Origin of the sequence: Shewanella decolorationis (assembly GCF_004354305.1) — a bacterium.
Lineage (GTDB): Bacteria > Pseudomonadota > Gammaproteobacteria > Enterobacterales > Shewanellaceae > Shewanella > Shewanella decolorationis.
This window is the reverse complement of record NZ_CP037898.1, coordinates 653,572-679,076: the sequence shown is the minus strand read 5'-3', so window position 1 is coordinate 679,076 and position 25,505 is coordinate 653,572. Positions and strand designations below refer to the sequence as shown.

Annotated in this window: 27 protein-coding genes; 12 read left to right on the top strand and 15 right to left on the bottom strand. The window is 46.1% G+C overall.

Going from position 1 to position 25,505, the window contains the following annotated elements; genetic code table 11:
* Window positions 1–55: 55 nt before the first annotated feature.
* The 4 genes from EYR25_RS03030 to EYR25_RS03015 form a co-directional block, all read right to left on the bottom strand.
* The gene (locus EYR25_RS03030) at window positions 56–691 is read right to left on the bottom strand and encodes a hypothetical protein (RefSeq protein ID WP_023268483.1); all 636 of its coding nucleotides are present in this window, start codon (window positions 689–691) and stop codon (window positions 56–58) included.
* A 197-nt stretch (window positions 692–888) separates the two neighbouring features.
* Window positions 889–1,752 carry a sterol desaturase family protein gene (locus EYR25_RS03025; RefSeq protein ID WP_133178499.1) on the bottom strand — a complete coding sequence of 288 codons (864 nt, stop codon included), beginning with the start codon at window positions 1,750–1,752 and terminating at the stop codon, window positions 889–891.
* Between the two features lie 52 nt (window positions 1,753–1,804).
* Entirely contained in the window at window positions 1,805–2,836 is a 1,032-nt protein-coding gene (locus tag EYR25_RS03020) for a DUF2804 domain-containing protein (RefSeq protein ID WP_133178498.1), read from the bottom strand.
* A gap of 268 nt (window positions 2,837–3,104) precedes the next feature.
* Window positions 3,105–3,668, bottom strand: coding sequence for a porin family protein (locus EYR25_RS03015; protein WP_023268486.1), 564 nt, complete (start codon window positions 3,666–3,668; stop codon window positions 3,105–3,107).
* A gap of 136 nt (window positions 3,669–3,804) precedes the next feature.
* Between EYR25_RS03015 and EYR25_RS03010 the strand changes: the two genes are divergently transcribed.
* The 4 genes from EYR25_RS03010 (at window position 3,805) to EYR25_RS02995 (ending at window position 6,931) form a co-directional block, all read left to right on the top strand.
* On the top strand, window positions 3,805–4,371 hold the full coding sequence (locus tag EYR25_RS03010) for a YajG family lipoprotein (RefSeq protein ID WP_133178497.1): 567 nt from the start codon (window positions 3,805–3,807) through the stop codon (window positions 4,369–4,371).
* Between the two features lie 40 nt (window positions 4,372–4,411).
* Entirely contained in the window at window positions 4,412–4,999 is a 588-nt protein-coding gene (locus tag EYR25_RS03005) for a peptidylprolyl isomerase (protein ID WP_023268488.1), read from the top strand.
* Window positions 5,000–5,068: 69 nt separating this feature from the next.
* Window positions 5,069–5,389: a hypothetical protein gene (locus EYR25_RS03000; protein ID WP_023268489.1), complete on the top strand. Its 321-nt coding sequence runs from the start codon at window positions 5,069–5,071 to the stop codon at window positions 5,387–5,389.
* A gap of 150 nt (window positions 5,390–5,539) precedes the next feature.
* Window positions 5,540–6,931 carry an AmpG family muropeptide MFS transporter gene (locus EYR25_RS02995; protein ID WP_207953674.1) on the top strand — a complete coding sequence of 464 codons (1,392 nt, stop codon included), beginning with the start codon at window positions 5,540–5,542 and terminating at the stop codon, window positions 6,929–6,931.
* A gap of 92 nt (window positions 6,932–7,023) precedes the next feature.
* Here EYR25_RS02995 and EYR25_RS02990 read toward each other — a convergent pair whose 3' ends face one another.
* A complete protein-coding gene (locus EYR25_RS02990; RefSeq protein ID WP_011623899.1) occupies window positions 7,024–7,509 on the bottom strand; it encodes a YajQ family cyclic di-GMP-binding protein in 486 nt (161 codons plus the stop codon).
* Between the two features lie 162 nt (window positions 7,510–7,671).
* On the opposite strand from EYR25_RS02990, the gene EYR25_RS02985 reads away from it, so the two are divergent.
* The 4 genes from EYR25_RS02985 to EYR25_RS02970 all read left to right on the top strand — a co-directional run bounded on the left by EYR25_RS02985 (window position 7,672) and on the right by EYR25_RS02970 (window position 11,045).
* On the top strand, window positions 7,672–8,034 hold the full coding sequence (locus tag EYR25_RS02985; RefSeq protein WP_011623900.1) for a VanZ family protein: 363 nt from the start codon (window positions 7,672–7,674) through the stop codon (window positions 8,032–8,034).
* On the top strand, window positions 8,034–9,014 hold the full coding sequence (locus tag EYR25_RS02980) for a ketopantoate reductase family protein (RefSeq protein WP_133178495.1): 981 nt from the start codon (window positions 8,034–8,036) through the stop codon (window positions 9,012–9,014). The genes EYR25_RS02985 and EYR25_RS02980 overlap by 1 nt, the downstream gene beginning before the upstream one ends.
* 295 nt (window positions 9,015–9,309) lie before the next feature.
* On the top strand, window positions 9,310–9,648 hold the full coding sequence (locus EYR25_RS02975) for a P-II family nitrogen regulator (RefSeq protein ID WP_133178494.1): 339 nt from the start codon (window positions 9,310–9,312) through the stop codon (window positions 9,646–9,648).
* Window positions 9,645–11,045 carry an ammonium transporter gene (locus tag EYR25_RS02970; protein WP_243729931.1) on the top strand — a complete coding sequence of 467 codons (1,401 nt, stop codon included), beginning with the start codon at window positions 9,645–9,647 and terminating at the stop codon, window positions 11,043–11,045. The genes EYR25_RS02975 and EYR25_RS02970 overlap by 4 nt, the downstream gene beginning before the upstream one ends.
* Window positions 11,046–11,099: 54 nt before the next feature.
* Here EYR25_RS02970 and EYR25_RS02965 read toward each other — a convergent pair whose 3' ends face one another.
* The 7 genes from EYR25_RS02965 to EYR25_RS02935 form a co-directional block, all read right to left on the bottom strand.
* Window positions 11,100–12,644 (bottom strand): EAL domain-containing protein, encoded by a 1,545-nt coding sequence (locus EYR25_RS02965; RefSeq protein ID WP_133178493.1) that lies wholly within the window; start codon window positions 12,642–12,644, stop codon window positions 11,100–11,102.
* Between the two features lie 15 nt (window positions 12,645–12,659).
* Window positions 12,660–12,851: a hypothetical protein gene (locus tag EYR25_RS02960; RefSeq protein ID WP_133178492.1), complete on the bottom strand. Its 192-nt coding sequence runs from the start codon at window positions 12,849–12,851 to the stop codon at window positions 12,660–12,662.
* A gap of 150 nt (window positions 12,852–13,001) precedes the next feature.
* Window positions 13,002–13,874 (bottom strand): DMT family transporter, encoded by an 873-nt coding sequence (locus EYR25_RS02955; protein ID WP_133178491.1) that lies wholly within the window; start codon window positions 13,872–13,874, stop codon window positions 13,002–13,004.
* Between the two features lie 163 nt (window positions 13,875–14,037).
* Window positions 14,038–14,886: a 3-deoxy-8-phosphooctulonate synthase gene (gene kdsA, locus EYR25_RS02950; protein WP_011625269.1), complete on the bottom strand. Its 849-nt coding sequence runs from the start codon at window positions 14,884–14,886 to the stop codon at window positions 14,038–14,040.
* A 57-nt stretch (window positions 14,887–14,943) separates the two neighbouring features.
* Window positions 14,944–16,191 carry a DUF819 family protein gene (locus EYR25_RS02945; RefSeq protein WP_133178490.1) on the bottom strand — a complete coding sequence of 416 codons (1,248 nt, stop codon included), beginning with the start codon at window positions 16,189–16,191 and terminating at the stop codon, window positions 14,944–14,946.
* 144 nt (window positions 16,192–16,335) lie between these two features.
* Window positions 16,336–17,124, bottom strand: a complete 789-nt coding sequence (locus EYR25_RS02940; RefSeq protein WP_133178489.1) for a transglutaminase family protein — start codon at window positions 17,122–17,124, stop codon at window positions 16,336–16,338.
* Entirely contained in the window at window positions 17,124–17,519 is a 396-nt protein-coding gene (locus tag EYR25_RS02935; protein WP_011623908.1) for a SirB2 family protein, read from the bottom strand. Before EYR25_RS02935 ends, EYR25_RS02940 begins: the two co-directional genes overlap by 1 nt.
* Window positions 17,520–17,637: 118 nt before the next feature.
* On the opposite strand from EYR25_RS02935, the gene EYR25_RS02930 reads away from it, so the two are divergent.
* Together EYR25_RS02930 and EYR25_RS02925 are read left to right on the top strand one after the other, a co-directional pair.
* The gene (locus EYR25_RS02930) at window positions 17,638–18,051 is read left to right on the top strand and encodes a GNAT family N-acetyltransferase (RefSeq protein ID WP_133178488.1); all 414 of its coding nucleotides are present in this window, start codon (window positions 17,638–17,640) and stop codon (window positions 18,049–18,051) included.
* 411 nt (window positions 18,052–18,462) lie between these two features.
* A complete protein-coding gene (locus EYR25_RS02925; RefSeq protein WP_133178487.1) occupies window positions 18,463–20,412 on the top strand; it encodes a GGDEF domain-containing protein in 1,950 nt (649 codons plus the stop codon).
* A gap of 58 nt (window positions 20,413–20,470) precedes the next feature.
* Here EYR25_RS02925 and prmC read toward each other — a convergent pair whose 3' ends face one another.
* The 3 genes from prmC to hemA are packed head-to-tail and all read right to left on the bottom strand — an operon-like array spanning window position 20,471 to window position 23,690.
* A complete protein-coding gene (gene prmC / locus EYR25_RS02920; RefSeq protein WP_109287931.1) occupies window positions 20,471–21,331 on the bottom strand; it encodes a peptide chain release factor N(5)-glutamine methyltransferase in 861 nt (286 codons plus the stop codon).
* A gap of 2 nt (window positions 21,332–21,333) precedes the next feature.
* The gene (prfA, locus tag EYR25_RS02915; protein ID WP_109287930.1) at window positions 21,334–22,425 is read right to left on the bottom strand and encodes a peptide chain release factor 1; all 1,092 of its coding nucleotides are present in this window, start codon (window positions 22,423–22,425) and stop codon (window positions 21,334–21,336) included.
* 14 nt (window positions 22,426–22,439) lie between these two features.
* Complete coding sequence (hemA, locus tag EYR25_RS02910; protein ID WP_011715924.1) at window positions 22,440–23,690, bottom strand: glutamyl-tRNA reductase; 1,251 nt, start codon at window positions 23,688–23,690, stop codon at window positions 22,440–22,442.
* 254 nt (window positions 23,691–23,944) lie between these two features.
* Between hemA and lolB the strand changes: the two genes are divergently transcribed.
* Both lolB and ispE read left to right on the top strand, forming a co-directional pair.
* Window positions 23,945–24,589 (top strand): lipoprotein insertase outer membrane protein LolB, encoded by a 645-nt coding sequence (lolB, locus tag EYR25_RS02905; RefSeq protein WP_133178486.1) that lies wholly within the window; start codon window positions 23,945–23,947, stop codon window positions 24,587–24,589.
* Between the two features lies 1 nt (window position 24,590).
* A complete protein-coding gene (gene ispE, locus EYR25_RS02900; protein WP_133178485.1) occupies window positions 24,591–25,445 on the top strand; it encodes a 4-(cytidine 5'-diphospho)-2-C-methyl-D-erythritol kinase in 855 nt (284 codons plus the stop codon).
* The last annotated feature ends 60 nt before the right edge of the window (window positions 25,446–25,505 follow it).

Genomic DNA, 25,505 nt, shown 5'->3' with positions numbered 1-25,505 from the left:
AGAATTTTTACAATTGAGTGAAGTTTAGCTAACAGAATTGCGCCACTGAACTCACTTATCCGCGCAAGCTGGCATAGAGCTTTGGATATTGACTGCGATGGCGATTAAAAAGGAATTGACGCAGGGCTTCTCGCTCTTCGGCTTCGGCCTGAAACCTGACAATCGCCAATCCTTCTTCATGGCGGATAGGCTCGATTTTAACCCGCATGGTTTCACCCTCGGGCAACTGTAATTGCAATTCTTGGCTATCGACTAAGCGCTCAAACTGTTGTGGTGATTTAGCCCGGATCGCCATCCCGGAACTCGATAAAGACACCACTGACCATTGCTCGCCTTGATCTTGATCGAAGATCCATACATCTTCAGGCTGAGTCAAACGCCAACTCCGTTCAGCCCCTTTAGCATCTAGCACTTCAGGCACCCCGAGAGTGGGCTGTAATTGACCAAAATCATCAAGGCGCATCTCAAGGGGAAACCAGAGTTTATAAGGGCCGACCTCGGCCAGCAGGGTCAACTTGGCCTTACCCAAAAGCGAGGCTAGCGCCTGTGGCACATCAGTTTTGACCGTTAATACATGGTTAACCAAGGGCTCAGGATGAGCGTCCTCGGCATTATGGGCTATGCGATTAGGGGAAAATAGCTCTCTAAAACAAGCTAATTCCTCTATGGTTAAATGCGGCTCATCAACCATGTGCAACCTACTAAGATGAATCTCTTGTACAAAAAATTACCACCAAAGCATGATTCTGTACATTTTTTCAGCGATTAATTTGCAAAAAAAGAAAAGTAGGCTACCAAGGCTAAGTGATGGCTACTATTAGCCATTTGCACTATTTAATGAAGAGCGAACCACTCGTTGAGGGCTACAGGCTCGCGTATTGAGCCAAATCATTCATCCTTTTGCTGGCTTGCTGGGGGCGCGAAGAGTATTTTAAATCGCTCCAATAACGTCAGCCCTCGAGCCGTCGCCTCGCTGAACATATCGCGCCATTCGCTAAAGGTCACTTTGAGTGGATTAAAACTGTTGACGGGTTTAGTGATCCCGTAAATTACTGTTCCCTCTTCAGGTACAAAGGTACCAAAGAGTTTGTCCCAAATGATTAAAATACCAGCATAATTTTTATCGATATATTGCGGATTACGCCCATGGTGCACCCTGTGGTGGGAAGGCGTATTAAACAGCCATTCCAATGGGCCTAGTTTTTTCACCGCTTGGGTATGCACAAAAAACTGCAATCCCAAGTTCAGCAGCACCACAAAAACCACCCAATTAGGGTCGAAGCCTAATATCACTAACGGCAACCAAAACACCCACATACCAGCAAAGGGATACATCAAACTCTGGCGAAACGCGGTGCTAAAATTCATATTCTCCGAGCTATGGTGCACCACGTGGGCCGCCCACATCCACCGCACTCTATGGCTCGCACGATGGAACCAGTAATAGCAAAAATCTTGGGCAATCATCAGCAAAACAAAACTCACTGGCCCCATTTGAATATCGAATAATTTCCAACCAAATACCGCCAGATACAACTTAGCAATCAACAAACCTGCGAGGATATCCGCGCCTTGATGCATGGCGGCAAGACTAAAATTACACAGCACTTCCTTGGTGTAGTAACGGGCGCTCACTGGCAGTTTTTGTCTTCTGTCGCCGAAATACCATTCCAGCAAAATGCAGACAAAAAACAGTGGGGCAAGTACCAGTAACAGTACTTCGGGATGATTCGTTAACGCAGCGATATCCATATACCTTTATCCTATTGTTATTATTGTATTAAATCGTAAATCTGCCACAAACCTACCAGCGGGCGTAATGATCCTCGGTTAATCCCAATACATTGTTCAGTTGAAATTTACGTCCCTGATTGTCAATGATAAAACCGCTAAAAAGCCCAAGATATTGACGGAAGTTACTCTTCAGCAGGATAAAATTACGTTTCTCGCTGCGGCAATTTCGCGCCGTAAACTCTAAATCGACGCGGCCATCGTGACTGTGAATGCGCCAGAGATCAGTGCCATGCTGGCCATGGCGGTCAAACTCAAATTGGACAGGTCCGAGTAAATGCCGCTCGCCATTGATCCAAAACACATTCTCATTGGCACCGGTTTCATTAACGCCCGCAGCAAGATTTAATCCGATCACTCCTTCATCTATTTGGCCATTGATGGATGCCCAACGCCAGCTAGTATCGCGGCGCATAAAGCCCGCGGAAAAATCATAGCCTGCGAGGGCAAAATTTAATGGTTGCGGTTCATGGTCGATGGTGAGTTGTCCTTTGACCGATAACCCATTGTGCTTTTGGGTATAGGTCCAGCCGTTGTACCCCGTAGGACTACACATGGCCATAGGTAAACTTAAAGGCAAAGCATCTAAGGTTAAGTCGGCTTGAATGCTTTTAGTATCAATCACTAAATGCCAATTCCCCTCTTGGATTTTAAAGGTTATGCACTTACCTTTGCCGCCAATGGTTGCCGTGCCATTGGCTGGTGAAGGTGTCATCCGGTAACCAAACCCAAGGGGGTTTAACCAGTCCTGCTGAGTTAACCTGTTGTTTTTAATATCGTATAAATAACAAAATCCACTACCAAGGTAAGCGATATCCGCCAGAGCAATGCCAAGGATATAGCGCGGTGTAATAATGGAAATAAACTGGAACTGCTTATAGTCAAACCGTTTTGCCCAAGCCGATGCGGGCTTATCCATAGTATCGAAATAGGCAAAATCCGCTAAACCTAAGCGACTGACTATACCGTCGAAATGGCCGAAATGTGGCTGACCTTTGGCATTGATTAAACTGTCAGGGGCGATTTGGGTAATAATCCTAGACATAAACTCGCCTTTGCTTTTGCACTTGAGGGAGCATTTATGCTCTCTTATTTAATGTTGAATTTTTACTCTAACCTGTCGCCCATTGCATTAAAAGAGTGCAAGCTCAAATTGTTGTGATTTTGTTGCCAGCGATAACTCGGTTTAATTCCACCTGTGGATCATAAAAAAGCGCCCGAAGGCGCTTAATTGAGACAGACTGACCCGCTAAATGATAGTGAATGACTAAGTAAACCTGATTCCGTAAACCTAATTCCGCAAACCTAAGTCGTTAGAAACGATAACTCATGCCAAAGTTTACCCCTTGCAGCTCCAGTTCTTTCATTGGCACATATTGATATTCGAGGTTTAAGCCAAAGCCCGAGCGAAAACGATATTGCCAACCAACAGCGCCATAGAAGCCCACATCGTCCGAATCCATCTCTTGCTTATCCATCTCATAACTCACTTTGGTGTAAGCTGCGCCGAGTTTGGCATACAGACTATTACCGCGTGACAAGGCATACTCACCGTAAACAGTGGTTCTTACGCCTTGGTAACTTAGGTCTTTAATATCACTAATTGCACTCACAAGGGCACTCACTACTCCACCAGACCCCGCTAAATAGCCCGCTTCCAGCCCCCAATGCTCATTGAGCATATAGCGATAATATAAGTCGCTGGTAAAAGTATCACCCGCATCATATTTACCGCTCTTAGTTTCAAACTCTTGAGTACCATAACCTAAGCTACCACCTAACAGATGGGGAGAATCGCCGGCATGCGCCTTGCCGACAACAGACCCCGCCAACAGTGCGAACGACAATAACCAAGTATTAATTGTTAAGTATTTCATATTGTTTAAATTCAGTGTTTAAATGTCTCCACATCATAAGCTTTACACCTGTACAAAAACTGAACCCGAGTACCTTGTGGCAACAAAAGGGATTTCTGGTATGCTGTAGCCACTTTTTACTTGCATGAGATCCCCCATGAAAAAGTTATTATTGACGCTGACTTTCCCCCTGCTCTTCGTGGGCTGCGCGAGCCAAAATCCAACTCATATGGCATTTAGCCCTCAGGTTCCCGATATTAGCCAACAGACCACCAGACCCGTACAGATCTCATTAGATACAATTGATACCCGTAACGTTGAGTACGTGGCGCGTTTTATGGAAGAAGGCACTAAGACTCGCCTTGTCGGACCGAGTGAGCCACCTAAATTATTGCTCGATGAAGTGTTCCGTAACGGTTTTACCCAAGCGGGCTACCAGATTGACCCTAGCGCGACCAACTCTGTGCAAGTTCAGTTAGAAGAACTGCAAATGGATGTTACCAAAAAGACCTTCGGTTATGAGGCCAAACACAGCGTGCTGATTGCCGTACAAGCCCGTAATTCCAGTCAAGAATTGGTCAAACGCTATAAAGCCAAGGGCACCTTAAAAGGTCCGTTAACGCCAGACTTTGCCACTCTAGAGCTGGATATGAACAAGTTACTCGGCCAACTCACTGGGGAAATTTTGAATGACCCTGAGTTAAACCAGTTCTTACAACAATAAACAATAATAGTGCTAATCGGTAATTAATAAGGAAATCATAATGTTTCGTTGGATATCTGCACTCTTAGTTCTCTGTGCCAGCTATAGCAGCTGGGCGGCAATCGACATTCAACCCGATACCTTGTATCCCCAAGTCGAGTTTGAAACTAGCTTAGGTAAGATTGTGGTCGAACTCGATAGAACCCGCGCACCGATTACTGTCGATAACTTCCTGACCTATGTGGTCAAAGGCGAATACAACAATACGATTTTCCACCGTGTGATCAGTGACTTTGTCGTTCAAGGCGGCGGGCTAAACCCACAATTAGAAGAGCTTCCAGCGGGTAAGCCTATTGTTAACGAGTCTGGCAACGGCCTATCTAACAGCATGGGCACGATTGCGATGGCGCGCGACAACGATCCCCACTCGGCTACCCGCCAGTTCTATTTCAACGTGGCGGACAATACTAAGCTAGACCCATCAAAACGTCGTTGGGGTTATGCCGTATTTGGTGAAGTGATTGAGGGCAAACAAGTGCTGGAAGCTATGGCCGTAGTCGAAACGACTACCAATGCTAAACTGAATTGGCCCGATGTGCCTGTCACACCTATCATATTGAAAACAGCTAAATTACTACCAAAAAAATAATTGAAAAAAATTTGAGCAAAAGCCCTAATTCTCCGTCTATACTCCAAAAGCTAGAGAAAGGAGGCTAGGGTGACTATTGCAGAATTTATTGATAACAAAGCTCCCCAACTTGCTATGTATGGCAAAGCATTTTTGAGTGACGAGCTCGATTTCCATGAAGTCCAGCTCTATCTTTGGGACACACTCGAGGAATGGCAATTACTCATTCCAAGTAGTGAAGCGCAAACAGAAACCGAAACCGTGTTTTGGCATTTACTCCATAGCTTTAACAAGTGGCCAGACTGGATGATCCGCGGCAATCAGTACCTGTGTCAGCAGTTACATGCGTGCTGTGACTTCCTTAGTTTGGGAGGCCAAATGCCCTCGGGGTGCATTGGTATTCGACCTTGAGCAATACGCTCGCTAAAGACTCAGCTTGCTGGGTCTTTTTATTGCCTCCCCTTTCGGACAGAAACCCATCGAGCATCAAAAGGATACGCATTAATCCTTGAATCCCACCACATCTTCCCCGTAAGCTAGGCGGATTCGACTCCTCGGCTCATGCTTATGTTCGTAATCGGTTTAAATCGACGCATCTTAGAATTCTTCAGCGTTTACTACCATAAGCGCGTGCTGATACTGCTGTTACTCGGCTTTTCTGCCGGCCTGCCATTAATGCTGGTCTTTTCAACTTTGTCTTTTTGGCTACGGGAAGCGGGAGTCGACCGCACTTCTATCGGATATTTCAGTTGGATAGCCCTGGCCTATGCCTTCAAATGGGCCTGGTCACCCTTGGTGGACAGATTATCTCTGCCCATACTGACGCGCTTTTTAGGCCGGCGACGCAGTTGGATGCTGTTTGCTCAGCTGTTGTTGGTCGGTGCCATTTTGGGCATGTCCTTTAGCGACCCACTCCAAGATCTCGAACGCTTGGCCGTATTTGCCCTCATGGTCGCCTTTGCATCCGCTACCCAAGATATTGTGATTGACGCCTTTCGTATCGAATCAGCCCCCGAAAAAATGCAGGCCGCGCTTGCCGCCGCCTATCAGGTAGGCTATCGCAGCGCTATGATTGTGGCGACGGCTGGAGCCTTGAGCATCGCCGCTTGGGTGGAACCAGGCAATACCGAATATAACCTGCTCGCTTGGCAAACCTCTTATTTAGTGATGGCAGGGCTGATGTTTGTCGGGGTATTAACAACGCTTTTTAGCCGCGAGCCACAGGTCGATACTCGCGCCGCCGATGAAACCGAATTAGCGGTAAAACAACGCTTGAGCGAGCGTTACCCCAAGCCGCTTGCGGCGAGCCTCTCATGGATATATACCGCCAGCATACTGCCCTTTATCGACTTTTTTAAACGCTATGGTCGCAGCGCTATTTTGATTTTATTGCTGATTTCCTGCTATCGCATTTCGGACATTGTGATGGGGATTATGGCCAACGTGTTCTACGTGGACATGGGATTTAGCAAAGAAGAAATTGCTTATCTGAGTAAGATCTATGGTCTTATCATGACCTTAGTTGGCGCAGCCTTCGGCGGTATCCTTTTAGCCCGCTTCGGCACCATGAAGATTTTATTCCTTGGTGCCCTCTTGGTCGCCGTAACCAATCTACTGTTTGCCTGGCAGGCGATGATTGGTTACAACGTCCAATTTTTAACCTTTGCGATCTCGGTCGATAACTTTAGTGCTGGTATTGCCACCGCCGCCTTTATCGCTTATCTCTCGAGCCTCACCAGCAGCGGTTACAGTGCAACCCAATATGCGCTGCTCTCCTCGATTATGTTGCTTTTCCCTAAGTTTATTGCTGGCTTCTCGGGCGCCTATGTTGATGCCTATGGCTATGTGAACTTCTTTGTCGCCGCCAGTGTGATAGGTTTCCCCGTGTTGCTGCTTATTCATTTAGTGAATAAATACGTACCCCATGGCAGCAAGGACGACGCCGAATCCTAAGCAATAAAAAAGCCCTTCGCTGATAGCGAAGGGCCTTTGAATATCTATCAGCACAGACTCAAGGTGAATCAAATGCTGGCTAGGTTTTGCGATTAATCGCGGAAGTTATTGAACTGGAAAGGCTGACCCAGATCCGCTTGACGCACTAATGCCATCACAGCTTGTAAATCATCGCGGGCTTTCCCCGTTACACGCACTGTGTCGCCTTGGATCTGAGATTGCACCTTAATCTTGCTATCTTTGACCATCTTAACGATTTTCTTGGCGATATCCGTCTCAATGCCCTGCTTAAAGCGCACTTTCAGGGAGAAGGTTTTGCCGCTGTGAACCGACTTTTCGTCGACATCCATAGTCGAAGGCTCAACATTACGTTTGCTCAATTGGGTACGCAGAATATCGACCAACTGTTTGCACTGGAAATCATCTTCCGCGGTGAGAGTCACCACATGATCTTTATATTCGATGCTGGCATCTTTACCACGAAAATCGAATCGGCTGCTGAGTTCACGGCGGGAGTTTTCGACCGCGTTACGTAATTCAACCTCATCCACTTCAGACACAATATCAAATGAAGGCATAGTTGCCGCCCCTTAGGTGATTGTAAATGCCCATAGTTTACCGACTCCCTCCCCCAAGTTGAAGGTTAACTTTACCCAAGCAAGATAAAACTCGGGTTATGGATGACTTTGGCGGCACATTTTCCTATTATGGCGTCACACTAAGATAATCAAATTGTATTTGTGATAACTAAAAACACCCTATTCAAATTGGCTTTAGCCGTAGCCTTTGTCGTGATCAGTTATCTGGTGTTTTCCAGACCAACCTATTCGCAAAGTATCCCCAATATCGATAAGGTAGGCCATCTTGGGAGCTTCTTCTGCCTCTCTTATCTGACCTTTCTCGCCTTTCGCCCTAAATGGTATTGGCTCTCGCTGGTACTTGCCGCCTACGCGATTTTGATTGAGCTAGTGCAATCGCGTTTACCCTACCGCAGCGCCTCTGTGGGCGACGTGTTAGCAGACTTTGCCGGTATCGCTTTGTTTTACTTCTGTCTTTGGGCCTATCGAAAATACTTTAGCGCCGCCCAACTCAAGGAAGAATAATGTTAGGCCAAGGTGCATCATCGACTGTGGAGTCTCAAGTCACCGATATTGCAATTTTAGGTGCTGGCGCCGTAGGACAATTGATTTGCCATCAACTGCATTCGGCGGGGTTAGCCGTAGGCTTGATAGCGCGTGAGGCCTCTGCATCCACCACTGAGACGAATTGGCAAGACTTAGTGTTTTGCCCTCTGCCATCAACGGATGCAAGTGCCGACTCAGTCTCATACCGAGTACCTAAATGTAGTTTAGACAGCACAGGCTTACAGCAGGTTAAGCTGCTAATTGTGTGCGTCAAGGCTTATCAAGTCATTGATGCCATTAGCCCTTTACTCGACAAACTCTCGCCCCAGTGTCATATCCTGTTATTGCATAATGGCATGGGTCCACACTTGGCACTGGCGCCCAAATTACAGGGACGCGGCTTAAGCCTAGGCACTACCTCCCAAGGCGTGTTGCGCCAGTCCCGCTGGCAAGTCAAACAAACTGGCCAAGGCTTAACCCAGTTTGGCCACTTTACCGGTCCCGCATTACCGAAATCACTGCATGATGGCCTGCTAAACGCTATCCCCAACAGTGAATGGGTTGAGGCAATTATTCCGAGTCTTTGGCAAAAACTCGCAGTAAACGCTGCAATTAATCCCCTGACCGCCCTGCATCAATGCCCCAATGGCACATTGGCTCAGGCGCAATTTACCCAAACCATCGCCAGTATCTTAGATGAACTGGTTGAGGTGGCCGCCCACGATGGCATAGCGCTGGATAGACAAATGCTTGAGGAACGTGTGTATCGGGTAATTGAACTTACGGCCGCGAACTTCTCGTCGATGCACCAAGATGTAGCACACCATAGACCAACCGAGATTGAACAAATTAGTGGTTATATTTGTGACCGCGCCAGCGCGCACGGTTTAAGTGCAGCCACCAATGCCAAAATGTGCCAAGCGATTAAACAGCTGTCGCCGATAACACCACAAGCTTAATCAATACATTTATTTGATTTTAAATGGATTTAACCCCAATCAATCGAGCTAAATCAAACTCGCTGATATTCCAGCATCGTTAAATGCACTCGAATTGGCATTTTGATGCTAAATGCACCATGAAAGCGCCCCAAATCAGGGCGCAATCATCTGTTTTTGCACTCTTTTGCAGCAAAAATTCGGTCTATTTGAGTGCGCTACGTTGTTAACATAATGATAATAAAAACATTATTGTTATGGCCTGATTCCTGCTTTATTCATCCCACTTACGCCTGAAGTTCGTTGGAGAATAAAGTTGAAACTCATCACCGCTATTATTAAACCCTTCAAAATTGATGATGTACGTGAAGCGCTGACGCAACTAGGCATCCACGGTATGACAGTGACCGAAGTGCGCGGCTTTGGTCGCCAGAAGGGACATACAGAGCTGTATCGCGGCGCCGAATATGCGGTCGATTTTCTCCCCAAAATGAAGCTCGAAATCGCCATCCATTCCGAGCAAGAAGATGCGGTCATCGAAGCCATTGTTGCCGCCGCCCACACGGGTAAAGTCGGTGACGGCAAGGTATTCGTCACCCCACTCGAGCAAGTGATCCGCGTACGCACCTCGGAAGAAGGGAGTGATGCAATATGAGCCAACAGACAGCCGCACTTAACGCTAAGCTCGAGCGCTGCACGAATACGCCAAACGGCCAGCACGCTAAGTTCACTCAGCCAACCGCCCGTTATTCAAAATTGGGTTATCAGGCATTATTGGCTCTGCTCGCCAGCGGCTTTGCGGGCACAGCTTTGGCCGATGAGGCGCAGATCAGCGGCGCCAATACCGCATGGATTTTAAGCTCATCTGCCCTCGTCCTATTAATGACACTCCCAGGACTGGCGCTGTTTTACGGCGGTCTGGTGCGCAGTAAAAACGTGCTATCGATTTTAATGCAGTGTTTTTCTATCGCTGCTATCGCCTCTGTACTGTGGTTTGTTGTGGGTTACTCCATCGCCTTCGATACCGGTAACGGTTTTATCGGTGGGCTGGGCAAAGCCTTTTTAGCCAGCATTGGTCGCGACAGTGTCAGTGGGGATATTCCCGAACCTTTGTTTATGCTATTCCAAATGACCTTCGCCATTATCACGCCTGCGCTGATTATTGGCGGCTTTGCCGAGCGAATGAAGTTCTCCGCCGTACTGATGTTTTCAAGCGCTTGGCTGTTGTTAGTCTATGCCCCCATCACCCACTGGGTGTGGGGCGGCGGCTGGTTGGCCGAACTTGGGCTATATGACTTTGCTGGCGGCACAGTCGTACACATTACCGCTGGGGTGGCGGCACTGGTGGCGGCAAAAGTGTTAGGGCCGCGTAAGGGATTTTTAAACTCAGCCATTATGCCCCATAACTTGACCATGACAGTAACAGGCGCGGGCATGCTGTGGGTGGGCTGGTTTGGCTTTAATGGCGGCAGCGCCTTAGGCGCCAATGGCACTGCGGCAATGGCGATACTCGCAACCCATTTAGCCGCGTCGATGGGCGCCATTACTTGGGCGGGTATCGAGTGGTATAAATTCGGTAAGGCCAGTGCACTCGGTATCGTCACTGGCATGGTGGCAGGCCTTGGCACTATCACCCCAGCATCGGGTTATGTCGGCCCTGCTGGCGCGTTAGTGATCGGTTTTCTTGGCGGTGTGGTTTGCTTCTTTTCAACTGTCTACATTAAACAAAAGCTTAAGATTGACGACTCGCTAGATGTGTTCCCAGTACACGGTGTCGGCGGCATTCTCGGTACTTTGCTGGCGGGAGTATTTAGTTCGACTCAGCTTGGGATCTTCAGCGGTTATGGTTTTGCCAGTGTTAACCCCACTATGCTCGACCAACTCGGGGCGCAAGCGATTGGCGTTATCGCTACGTTCACCTATACCGCGATTGTAACTTGGTTATTGTTTATCGTTGTTGGCAAAATACTTGGCGGACTGCGCGTTAACATAGAGCAAGAAGTGAATGGCCTCGATCTTTCCGAACATGAAGAAACAGGCTACAGCCTCTAATACTCGCCTCGCAAAACTGACCGTCAGGGGCATGTCTGCCCTGACGGTTATGAACTAGTTATGCTCCTTAAGCCACAGTTCCAGTTCATTTAATTTCATCGGCTTAGCGTATAAATAGCCCTGCAAAAAATGCACATCACGACTGATTAAATAGTCCGCCTGCTCTTGGGTCTCCACGCCTTCGGCCACGGCCACATAATTCATCTTATGACAGAGTTCGATGATGGTATCGAGCACATGGGAGGTCACAGCATCTCGGCCTATGGTATCGATAAAGCATTTATCGATTTTAAGGTAATCCAAGGTAAAGGTTTGCAGCAGCGACAAGGTTGTTTGCCCAGTGCCAAAATCATCAATGGCTACAAGAATGCCCAGCTCACGCAGCGCCGTGATTCGCTCACACATATCCGCCGTTAATAATTGCCGCTCGGTGATTTCGATTAGCGGCTGCACGCCGATTTCGGCAAACGCATCCCTAAGGTAACGAAACTTAGCTTCAATATCACTTTGGATGAAATGTTCCGGCGCCACGTTAAAGCCAATCCTGAAATCCGAGGTTAACTGCAATTGGCTAAAATCAGCCAAGGCGCGCTCAAAAATATAATTGGTCAACGGGACGATTAGTTGGCTTTCTTCGGCGATGGGAATAAACAAATCGGGCCGCACTAAACCCATTTGCGGATGCTGCCAGCGCACCAATGCCTCGACGCCTTTGGCCTTACCGTCTTCACTGCTTACAACGGGTTGGTATACCAAGAAAAACTCTTGGTTCTCGATACCACTTTTTATGTCATCGGCCAGTGAAGATCGACCGTTTTTACGCAAAATATGTAAACCAAGCAACCAGGCGAAAATCAATAACACTGGTAATAGCAGGCCAAAGTAGATCCAGAAGAAGTGCCAAAAAAACGCTTGAGAAATTTCAAGCAACATCACTAATTCAGAATTATCCGCGTGGACAGCAACCACCTTGCCATCACTAAAATGTGGAACCGTGGGTAACGTTGCTCCCCCCAATCCCAACACCACATGCCGCACAGGACGAGGGAATACTTCTGGCTGAATAAAACTATCGATTAAATACTGCCCTTCTATCACAACAATCGCACCACCCGCTCCGTGACTGTTATTAAAAATAACAATAATGGCGGGAACGCCTAAACGCGCAGGAGTTTCAGGAACGATATGATAAGCGAAGGTTTTTAAGCTGGGTTCAGGTAAAAGTGAGTTAAGGGGTAAATCGATCACTCCATTAGTGGATGAGCAATAAAATCTTTTATCGTTAAAAAGTAACACTCCCCGATAATAGGGTTTAAACCTCATGTATTCATTAAGATGACCGCAATCACCCTCATTGAGTGTTAAAGCGTATTGACCAATATCCTTTGATTGACTCAATAAACTCTCTAACCGCTCTAGATTAAACTCCCCCACTTCCCGCGCTTTTTTTCCTACTAAGTAACCCGTAATTAGATAACTGGAAGCGATCGCTAAGATAATGGGTAAAAATAGCATAATAAATAAATGCTTACGGGAAAGATCATAACGGGAAATCAAGAGCCGTAAGAGTGACGAAAGACTGTTAATGCGATTAGGCATCCTAAATCCTTATCTTTAGAACAACATAGTGCTTAGGGCGTGTTGGCGTTTTAGGGTTATTTTTGCAGCAATTTGGCTAGTTTTAATGCAAGGCAACGTCCGTGCAGTGTAGTGTTCTACATAAACGGACGATAACGCAGCAGAAACGCCAGCCAAATGCTGCCCGAAGGGTTCGTCTGGCAAGCCCTTGCTCTTACTTTCTGTCAAAAGAGCCGCTCGTCATTTGAGTAGAATAACGACACATCATTCCTCGTTTCGCGAGCTCGTGCTTGCCAGAACGAACAAAATCTAATCTCGAAACGTCAACACGCCCTAGCCAACAGGCTATTAATTATGTGCGATAAATAGCTTAAAGGGTTACTCCCACATGACGAGTATTGCCGCAAACGCAATCAAGACTAACCCAAGTACTTCTTTGATTTTTACCCCTTCCTTTAACCAAAATACCGAAATCAACATCATAAAGAAGATTTCCACTTGCCCTAAGGTTTTAACATAGGGCACGGCCTGCAAAGACATGGCACTAAACCAACCAATAGAGCCAAAGCAGCTGGCGGTACTCGTTTGTAAGGTTAGCCTAGGTCGTCGCATCAGGGCGATTAAAGTTTCTTTATCTTTCAATACTAAATAACTGACTAGGAGTAAGGTTTGTAGACATATCACCAAAAGTAATACCCATGCGGCGCTATGGGGAAAACCGATATTTAACCTCAGGCTTGCTTCCCTCACCCATAGAGAGGTCAATGCAAAGGCGCTACCGCTAGCAATGCCGAGTAGCACTGTACTTAGGGACTGCTGCCTAAGCCCTTGTTTGGCGCTCAGTAAAAACACAGCTACGCCACCTATAATTACCCCTACCCAACCGAGTAACGATAAATGGGTGCCAAAAAAGAAGGTGCCTAATATTGCGGCAACGATGGCCTCACTCTTGGCCAGCCCGGCACCAATGGCAAAATTTTGTTGTTGAAACAACTTAACCATCAAGCCAGTCGCAAGGATTTGCATCATGGAGGCACCGACAATAAAGCCGATAAACTCCGCCGTAAAACGTGGTAATCCCACATTGTTCCAAAGATATAACAGCCCAAGATACAAGGCCGCAATCGGGCCAGACCAAATAAACCGCGCTAAGGTGACGCCCGCCACCTTAACCTCTTTACTCAGTTGGCTTTGAAAGGCATTGCGCCACGCCTGCATAAACGCGGCTAACAAGGTAAAGAAAATCCACATCCGAGCCATCCTGTTACTGCCAGACTGCACTCTGACATGGGTTATGCGTTAATTAGAGCCAACATCATAAACACAAGGTATTGATATCGCTATGGAGAAAATTTCACCCAATAAAAAACCCCGAACGATTCGGGGCTTTTTAGTTAAGAAGGTTCAGCCAAGCTTATTTGCTGGTATCAATCGGGTCGAAGGATTTCACCAAATCATCAATAGCCTTCATCTGCTTCAGATAGTTTTCTAACTGATGCAGTGGCAGCGCACATGGGCCATCACATTTAGCGTTATCTGGATCTGGGTGGGCCTCAATAAACAGACCCGCTAAGCCTAACGCCATGCCACTGCGGGCTAATTCAGTCGCTTGAGCACGACGGCCGCCCGCCGAATCGGCACGACCACCGGGACGTTGCAATGCGTGGGTGGCATCGAAAATCACCGGATAACCGGATTGCTTCATCTCATCCATACCCAGCATATCAACTACCAGGTTGTTGTAACCGAAGCATGAACCACGCTCACACAGGATAATCTCGTCGTTACCGGCTTCGTTAAACTTAGTGATGATATGGCGCATTTCGTGTGGTGCTAAAAACTGCGGCTTTTTCACGTTGATAATAGCGCCCGTTTTCGCCATGGCGACTACGAGGTCTGTTTGGCGCGCTAAGAAAGCAGGCAACTGAATAATATCAACCACTTCAGCGACAGGCGCACATTGGTAAGTCTCATGCACATCGGTGATTAATGGCAGATTGAAAGTCTTTTTGATTTCTTCAAAAATCTTTAAGCCTTCTTCCATGCCAGGACCACGGTAAGAGTTAACAGAAGAGCGGTTAGCCTTGTCGAACGACGCCTTGAAAACATAGGGAATTCCCAGTTTTTGCGTCACTTCGGCATAGGTTTCAGCAATCGACATAGCGAGATCGCGAGACTCAAGCACGTTCATGCCACCAAACAACACGAAAGGTTTATCGTTAGCGATCTCGATTGAACCTAGGTTTATGATTTTATTACTCATCGCAACTTCTCTCTAAAATGCTGGAACCTTACCAGCGCTGAACAGGAGCTAAGGCAACTATACCGCGACGGCTTGCAGTAACTGACCGCAGAGCCACGCCATATAAGTGCCTAGCGCATAACCAAATACGGCTAACAATACCCCTACAGGGGCTAAAGCGGGGTGGAACGCAGCTGCCACAACTGGCGCCGATGCAGCCCCACCTACGTTTGCCTGACTGCCCACGGCCATATAAAACAATGGAGCCTTAATTAATTTAGCAATCAATAACATAAAGCCTGCGTGCACTATCATCCAAATAATGCCCACTAAAAAATATAGCGGTGTATCAAGGACCTTGCTTACATCCATATGTAAACCAATGGTCGCCACCAAAATATACAAGAACGCCGACGCCACCTTAGAAGCCCCCGCCGCCTCTAAATGGCGCATAGGGCTAAAGGACATGGCTAAACCTATGGTGGTCACAATCACCACTAACCAGAAGAACTTAGAGGTTAAGCTGTAATCCTCAGTCCAAGGATAGTTGGCCTCAAAATAAGGACCGAGGAAATCGGCGGCAATATGGGCCACGCCCGTAATCCCAAAACCAACGGCCACAATCAGCATCAAATCACGCAGGCTTGGAATACGCGCATTTTCAGCGTGATACTGCTCAACCTTGTTCTTTAAAGTCTCAATTGCTGTGGTATCAGCACCCGTCTTGGCATCGATTTCCTTGGCCTTTGACGCCATAAACAACAATACCGCCATCCAGATATTGGCCACAATCACATCGACTGTCACCATCACGGAGAAGATATTGCCGCCCACTTCATATATTTCTTTCATCGCGGCTTGGTTAGCACCGCCGCCAATCCAGCTGCCAGCGAGGGTCGTCATGCCACGCCACACCGCATCAGGGCTATCAACACCAATTAATGAGGGCTCGATAAAGGACACCACGAGCAACGCAATCGGCCCGCCAATCACAATACCGACTGTCCCAGTTAAAAACATGATCACCGCCTTAGGCCCAAGTCCTAAGATGGCTTTTAAATCCACACTTAAAATCAATAACACCAAACAGGCGGGCAATAGGTAGCGCGAGGCCACATAGTAAAGCTGCGATGTGTGACCATCGATCACCCCAAAGGTGTTTAACAACGATGGCAAGAAGTAGCAGAGTAATAACGCAGGAATAAAACGGTAAAACTTTTGCCAAAATGGATGACTACTACTGCTGGTATAAAACACAAATCCCAGAATCGTTGCCAATATTCCCAACGCCACCGCGTCATTGGTGACTAATGCCGTGCTTGCCATGTGTATTCTCCCTGTTTGGTACAGTTGTTATTGTATTTATGCTAAAAACTGCCGTTTGCAGTTAGTGGGCAAACTTCCCATTCGCCCGATTTATTGTTGTTTTTTAGAAAAACAAGGAGAGCCTGTTAGACTCTCCTTTAAGATTTAGTGATAGATTTCAGCGTGTTCACTGAGCTCTTTGAGCTGCATTTTGACGATTTCGATAACAGGATCATGCGGGCTGTTATCAACAAAGTGTTGCAGATCGGCCGCCGCGACATTGATACACCCCAGCTGCTGGGCAATAAAGGCGCGCTCCCGATTTAAGTGCACATCATCTGGATGCCACTGTAGCAGCAAGTTGCAACATTCCATCGCCGCCTCAAATTGATGCGACACGATACACCCCGCCTTAAGCTCATGCAGCATACGCGAAATCAGCTTCTTCACCGACACCGCCTTTAAGTAGCTTGGCTTAAGCTCGGCCGAGTTACCCAGTTCACCGCGCACTAACACATGGAGCTGATGTTTCGTCAGCTCTTTGCCCGTCAGCGGATCGTGATAACGCACAACGCCAGCAACGTTACTGCGAAGCACGGTATTACCCGGTAAGAGTAAAGCTTCAAGCTCTAAATCGAGCTGCTTGGCCAGTAGTATCAAAACCGTCGCCAGTGTGGTGCTATTGCCCTGTTTAGTGATAAGACAAGTGCCTAAATCCGCCGCTTCGGTACTGAAGTAATTGTCGCGGACACAAAAACCCAAGTCCTGATAAAACCAATGCAGCAACGCATTTAAGCGTTGCTGTTGATCCACCAGGTAATGACTTAATACGGCTCCCGCCAATTCAAACCAAGCCCATTTCGCCGCTTCGAGGTTTGAAAATCCAAGGTGAGCACCTACATCCAATGCCGACTCGGGCAAAGAAATGCCATCTTGCAGATTGTATTTACCCATTAACCCAATAATACCGCTTGTTTAAAATGCGCCAATTTGGCCGCGTAAACTAACCAACCTAATGCACCTAAAAAGGCAAAAACTTTGAACAATTTGTTTCTGTTCGCTTTTATCGCAATCACGCCCAAGGCAATATACGCGAGCACGGCGCCAATCTTTTCGGTCAACCAAGGGTCCACAAAGGGATATTGCTTGATCATAAAGCACAGAGTTAAGCCCGACAGCAGTAAAAAAGTGTCGATAACATGGGGCGCGATTTTGAATACCTTCTTGCCCATCAGTGCTGACTGACGTAAGTGCAACACAAAACGAACGACAAAAAACAGCACACTCACGGCAATTAAGGTTAAATGCAGGTGCTTAACAGCAGGATAAAGACTGTAAAAAGTTTCCATTATGATACTTATGGCCAGTGACAAAGGCGCTAGTTTACCCTAATCATAACGCCAGACCAATGCCTAACACGCGAGATTCGCAGACGAAAACCCGTCCCTCAGTTTGTAGGAAACCACAATGAATTTAATGATAATTGACGATGAATCCGCCGAATTTGCCGATGCGGTAAAGCAAAAAATCGTCGAGTTTAATCAGCTGCACTGGCAAACACTAAAACGCCAAAACCTAGGATTAAAATTACAGGATGAGGACGGCAACTTACTCGCGGGCTTAAGCGGCAAAACCTTTGGTAATTGGCTATTGATTGACTACCTTTGGGTCGATGCCGCATTGCGCCAGCAAAATATCGGCTCACACTTATTACTCGAGGCCGAAAGCAAGGCCAAACAACGCGGCTGCCAATTTGCCCTGCTCGATACCTTAGATTTTCAAGCCAAACCTTTCTATGAGCGCCACGGATATCGCGTGCAATGGGTACAACAAGCCTATCCCGAAACCGGCAGTAAATTCTTTATGGTCAAAGTGTTATAGCTTGATAATGCGAAATAAATTAGCACCTGTTAAATAACTGTAGTATTTACACTATTGTCTATTGCATCCCTCTAAAATCACTTCCTATTAGGAATAAATATTTACAAAAAAACAAATGATTGAAATTATCAGTAGTTTATCTATAGTTAATCACTCATCTTTTTAGAAATCGAAGTAGTATTAATTTCCGCCCATACAAGTGAATGTTTTTAATTAATAAAAACATTCACTATCTTCAATACTCAAAAAACATATGCAGTAATAAAATTGAAGTAAGTTCAATATTGTTTGGCTATTTTATGCTTAACATTCATTTAAAGCCTAGTTTTTAATCAATTAAAATTAACAAACTAGCAATATGTTCTACTTTGACCTAGTCTTGATGGTGCGGAAGTATTTTATGGAGATAATATGTCTCATTTATTTGCAAATTATCTAAGACTATCAATAGTGTTAGCAATCACAACACTACACTCATGGTCTTATGCTGAAGATCTAAAATTTTCAGCATTCGAGCAAAAAATTTGGACTTTAGTTTCTGATAAAACAGTAACTGAGCAACAAGTCTATTCTGAATTGCAAGGTTTGAATTTAGAATTAAGAAATATGCAACCAAATGAACAAGCCCTTTTCCTTATGCATGAGTGCCGTATAGCGATACGAGCAACTCAACAACCTAATCCCCAAGTACTAAAAAAACTTCAAAATCTTAATCGATATGAAATATATAAATATGATTCAGCAGCTTTAATTAAATGTAAACAATACCAAGAATATTTAAACTCAGAATCCGACAAAATATTCCTCCTTGAATATGAAGCATTTTACAAATTGAATGAGTCTGATACTCCACTTCTGAAAATGTGGCTTGCATATGACTTTGCAAATCTTGCAATGGATGCAGGATATACTGATGAGGCGATAAATTCTATAGGTCTGTCAATTGAAATTGCAGAAGCGAATAATTTACAAGAATGGGTCAGTGAAAGTTTAGGCATTCTTGCATTACTGCAAAGCGACATAAAGCAGACTTCCCTAGCTCTTTTAACAATAAATAGAGCAATTGAACTTAGTAGGAATGCTGACAATATTAAAATATTGCAATTGAGACAGGGATTTATTCTTAAAGAGGCTAATCAATTCAATGATGCACTCGCCGTTTATAATAATATAATTAATAAAGAAAACGACTATTATGCAGATGCGTACATTACAGCTGCCTTAAATATCTCAGCAATCTATCAATCGATAGGAAAAAACAATGAAAACTTGAAACTAACTAAAAAAATATTAACTATAATAGATCCAGCAAAAGATCCATACAGTTGGCATCAAGCCAATATTTTAAGAGCGTTTGCATTATTAACAACTGGCCAATATGATGCCGCTAATAAATTATTCTACCAATCTCAATTATGGTTCGAAAGAAACCATTGGCTAGTTTATCTAGTGCCAAAAATAGAAGAGTGGGCAAAATTACTTGAGCAATCTAATCTATACAAGCCAGCTTATTACGCATTAACTGATGCAAGCAATTTAAAGCACAGACTAAATATACAAAAAAGGCAGCGAGATGCGTTGTTAAATAATGCTCGTTTGGAGTCAGAACAACATAAACGAGCTCTACTTGAGTTATCAGAGGAACACAAAAAAGCAAATATATTATTAGAAAAACAACAGAATGAATATAACCTAATAATAACTATAGTAATTATAACCATTACTATGGCGTTATTTATACTCACAGTCTATTTAAGGTTGCGAAATGCTCATCGACTTCTAGCAGTAAAAAGTCATCAATTAGATTACGAGAGCAAACATGATCCATTAACCAAAGTTTATAATCGTCGATACTTCGAACAGTTTATTAGAACTAAATATAATGATGATAATATTGACGCACTGTTTCTATTAATAGATATTGACCATTTCAAAAATGTAAATGATACATATGGACATCAAATAGGAGATCTGGTTTTAGAAATCGTTAGTAAGCGTATTAGTAATAGAGTTAAAAATAATGATAAAGTGATTCGTTGGGGCGGTGAAGAGTTTTTAGTATATATTGAGAACCCGGATAACAAAGTTAATTGTATTAAATTAATAGAAAGGTTGTTAAACGAAATATATAATACACCTATAGAGTTAAAAGATAATCAACTCTATGTCACTATATCGATTGGTTTTGGTGTTTATCAAATGATTAACCAAACTCAAATTGACCAAGTATTAAATCAAATTGATGAATATTTATACAAAGCCAAAACGCAAGGAAGAAACCAAGCAGTGGGTAATTTGGGTCGGTTAGAAATTAATGACGAATCGTTCATCACACTGAAAACATCAAACGCCACAAGTTAACCACTAGGGCGTGTTGACGTTCTAAAATTATCAAAACGGAATTTATATGATTAATAGATCAAATTCCAATCAATCCCATCCACTTACCCATAGTGCATCTGTCATTGCTGCCAAAATCACGCACTGTTGCGACATTTTGATAACCCAACTCTGTCAGTTTTGCCCTGAGCTTTACCGCCTGCTCAAATCCATGTTCGAGCAGAATATAGCCGTTGGGTTTTAAATAATCCCGAGCGGTTTTTGCGATGTAGTAAAGATCGGCAAAGCCCTCATCAGCGGCGGTGAGCGCACTTTGTGGCTCGAAACGCACATCACCTTGATGTAAATGCTCATCGGCCTCATCGATGTAAGGCGGATTTGAGACAATTAAATCAAAGTCATGGGCCTTGATAGCGCTAAACCAGTCACTTTGGAGGATCTCAACCTGCTCGAGCTTAAGGTTAGTCCGGTTCGCCTTGGCCAATGCCACCGCATCTTCCACTTTGTCGACGGCGGTGATTTGCCAAGTCGCTCGTTCAGAAGCCAGCGCCAGCGCAATCGCGCCAGTGCCAGTCCCTAAATCCAGCACCTTAGCATTGCTCTCAAGCGGCAAGTTTAAGGCGGTTTCGACCAGGATTTCGGTATCCGGACGAGGGATTAACGTGGTGTCATTCACGATAAAGGGCAGTGACCAAAACTCACGCTCTCCTACAATATGTGCCACGGGTACGCCCTGCTGGCGACGTTGCACCATTTGCTGAAAGCGTTTCCACTGCTCCACCGTCAAGGCTTTTTCGGGCCAAGTGTAGAGAAATGCACGGTTTTTATTGAGGCAATACAGCAGGAAAACCTCTGCATCCAGATGAGCGGATTCAGAGGTAGGCGCTAACTGAACATAGGCCCACTGCAGGGCCTCGGCGATACTCGATTGATCAGCCAAAATTACCCCTGCTCATCAGCCAGAGCGGCTAATAGGTCAGCCTGGTGCTCTTGCATCAGCGGTCCTAAAATCGCATCTAAGTCGCCTTCCATCACTTCGTTTAAGCGATATAAGGTTAAGTTGATACGGTGTTCACTCACGCGGCCCTGTGGGAAGTTATAGGTACGCACACGTTCGGAGCGGTCACCACTGGCTACCAGACTACGGCGAGTCGACTCTTCGGCGCTGCGGCGCTTTTCGTCTTCAACGGCTTGGATACGCGCCGCTAACACGCTCATCGCTTGCGCGCGGTTTTTATGCTGTGAACGTTGGTCCTGACATTCCACCACAATCCCGGTGGGAATGTGGGTAATACGAATGGCAGAATCGGTTTTGTTAACGTGCTGACCACCCGCGCCCGATGAACGGAAGGTATCGACCTTCAGATCGGCTGGGTTGATTGAAATCGCTTCCGCTTCAGGCACTTCGTGCATGACTACCACAGTGACGGCTGAGGTGTGTACACGGCCTTGAGATTCAGTTTCAGGCACACGTTGAACACGGTGACCGCCGGATTCAAATTTAAGTTTACCGTAGGCGCCTTCACCACTGACTTTAACGATGATTTCTTTAAAACCACCGTGTTCACCTTCGTTCGAGCTCATGATTTCGAGCTGCCAACGGTTGGCTTCGGCATAACGGCTATACATACGGAACAGATCACCCGCGAAGATTGCGGCTTCGTCGCCACCCGCACCGGCACGAATTTCGATAAAGGCGTTGGTGTCGTCGTTAGGATCTTTTGGTAATAACAGAATTTGCAGCTCGGCTTCGAGACGCTCAAGTTCAGCTTTAGCAGCCTTGATTTCTTCCTGCGCCATTTCGCGCATTTCAGCATCATCTTCTTCCAGCATTTCCTTGGCAGACTCGAGATCTGCCTGTGCTTGCTGGTAAGCTTTAAAGCCTGCAACCACTTCTTCTAACTGAGAATATTCTTTGGATAACGCGCGAAAACGATCCTGATCGGCGATAACGGATGCATCACCAAGCAAGGCTAAGACTTCTTCATTGCGCTCGAGCAAGCCTTCCAGCTTGCGGATAACGGATTCCTTCATTTAACTCGCTAACCTTAGTTTTTATCTAATCCGAGCGCTGTTCTTAACTGACCTAATGTATTCAAATCCCCCTGACGGCTGGCCACCGTGAGGGCTTGGGTGGGTGCGTGAATGAGTCTATTCGTCAGGCGATTGGCTAGTTCAATCAATACCTGCTCAGTGTCGCCCCCCTGCGCTAATTTATTCAGGGCACGTTCCACTAACTCATCCTTTATCGCCATGCTTTGGCTGCGATACTCGCGAATACTGTCGACCGACTCTAAAGAACGTACCCAATCCATAAAGAGGTAGGATTGTTCTTCAGTAATTAATTCAGCTTGCTCGGCGGCCTCCTTACGGGAAGCCTTATTCTGTTCAATAATGCTATGCAGGTCGTCCACTGTATACAGAAACGCATCGTCCAAATCGGCGACTTCCGGCTCAATATCCCGGGGAACTGCTATATCAACCAATAACATAGGTTGATGGCGACGCTGCTTTAGCGCTTTTTCTACCATGCCTTTACCAAGGATTGGTAGCGGGCTGGCGGTAGAGGATATCACGATATCGGCTTTAGGGAGAAAATCTGGTATCTGTGCCAACGTAATTGCCGTGGCATTAAACTCTTCACACATGCTTTGAGCACGTTCCAGAGTACGGTTTGCCACGACCATAGAAGCAACGCCGTTATCCTTAAGATGTTTAGCCACTAGCTCAATGGTTTCACCGGCGCCAATTAATAGCACCTTAGTGGTCGACAGCGAAGAGAAGATATGTTTTGCCATGCTCACAGCGGCAAAGGCCACCGAGACAGCCGCGGCACCGATTTCGGTTTCGGTACGCACTTTTTTCGCCACGGAGAAGGTATTTTGGAACAAGCGGTCGATGGTCAGCGCAACGGTACCCGCTTCTTTGGCTTTGACAAAGGCTTGTTTAACTTGACCAAGAATCTGCGGCTCACCGAGGATCAACGAGTCAAGACCTGAAGCGACGCGCATCAAATGCCTTACCGCCGCTTGACCGTGGTAATTGTAGAGGCACGGCGCAACATCTTGATGATCTAGGCCGTGATATTCTTCAAGCCATTCAATGATGTCGGCCTCATCGCCATTGTTACAATACAATTCGGTGCGATTGCAGGTCGAGACGATAACGGCTTCACCCGAGCGTGTACGACTGGCCAGACTCTTCATGGCATCATGAATTTTGTCCGGAGAGAAGGCAACTTTCTCACGCAGGTCTACCGTGGCTGTTTTATGGTTAATACCGATTGCTACAAGGCTCATCTGACTCTTTTCTAGATTCTTGGCGTCTCTCTTAATAAGGGCATTCTACTGAATTGGCCCAACTAAAAACAGAATACGCTTAACAAAACCGAATAAAGGTCTAACTTCTTACCTAAATTTTCTATCAATGATAGATAACTACGGATTATCACGGCTGAAGTTAGCCCGACTGACCGCCAATGGAAATTTTACGATTGGCATTGGTATTCTTTCCAAGCCCTCGTATCATAAGGACTTTGGTATATCAGTTATAGATGAATAATTTGAAGCGCTTCACAAAATCCATTTTCTCTTGTATCGCCTTGAGTGGCCTATTGTTTTTAGGCGGCTGTGAGACACTATCGCCAGCGACAGATCTCAGCCCTATCACAGTCGATAACGCCGCCCAAGCCAAGGCATGGGAGTTACAGGGGAAACTCGCTATCCGCACGCAGCAGGATAAGCTCAGTGCCAATCTGTATTGGCGCCACAGTGAGGAGCGGGACGAACTCACTCTCACCACTATGCTCGGCACCACAGTGTTGACCTTGGATGCTACGCCTAACTCGGCTCACCTGCATGTCGATGGCAAAGATTTTCGCGATAGTAACGCCCAAGCCTTGCTTGAGCGAGTCAGCGGCTGGTCCATCCCGATTAACGACTTACCCCTTTGGATCACCGGCCAAGTCGGCGCTTTAGATCGTGTGCTTGCCGTTGATAGCAATGGCAAAACAAAGCAAATTCAAAACTCGCAAACCTTACCGCCTTGGGACGTCACATTTTTAAGTTGGCAGTCCCAAAGTGGTGCCGAGGTGCCCTATCAGTTAAAGCTTGAACGCGGTGATTTACAGCTCAAGCTGCAACTCAATCAATGGCAAGCCTTAGGTAAACCCTCAATACTGCTCGGAGAAAAACCTTAGCATGTCGAATGAGATTTCTCGCAATTGGCCCGCGCCCGCCAAACTAAATCTGTTTTTGCATATCAACGGGCGCCGCGCCGACGGTTACCATGAGTTGCAAACGCTATTTCAATTTATCGATTGTTGCGATCTGCTCAACTTTAGGGTGATGCAGACGCCTGAGCTGAAATTGCACTCGGACATGTCGACCGTTGTCGCGGATAGCGATAACTTAATTCTGAGAGCCGCAAAATCATTACAACAGGTGACAGGTTATCCTGGCGGCGCCGAAATTTGGCTCGAAAAACGTTTACCCATGGGCGGCGGTTTAGGTGGCGGTTCCTCCGATGCGGCCACCACACTCGTGGCGTTAAATCAGTTGTGGAACACCCAATTATCTAACGATGAATTAGCGGCGATTGGTTTAAAACTCGGTGCCGATATCCCTGTTTTTATTCGCGGTTTCGCCGCTTTTGCCGAAGGTGTTGGCGAACGTTTACAAGCGGTTACCCCCAATGAATTTTGGTATTTAGTCATCGCGCCCGATGCCCATGTTTCCACCGCAGCAGTGTTCCAAGATCCTTTGCTCCCCCGCAATACACCCAAGCTTGGTATTGACACTTTGATGAGCCAACCTTGGACAAATGATTGCCAAGATCTGGTCGTTTACAAATACCCTCAAGTTGCCAAGGCCTTAAGCTGGCTGCTAGAATATGCGCCGTCGAGAATGACCGGAACGGGCGCATGCGTGTTTGGGGAGTTTTCTTCGCAGCAGCAAGCTCTCGCAGCCTTGGCGAAATTACCGTCTGATATGCAAGGATTTGTTGCAAAAGGGATGAATATTTCGCCGCTTATAGTGCGACTCAATCATCCATAAACTACTTTCTTCTAGAGCAACTTTTTACGATAGCCTACGGGTTCCGCTCCCGTCCCCGCA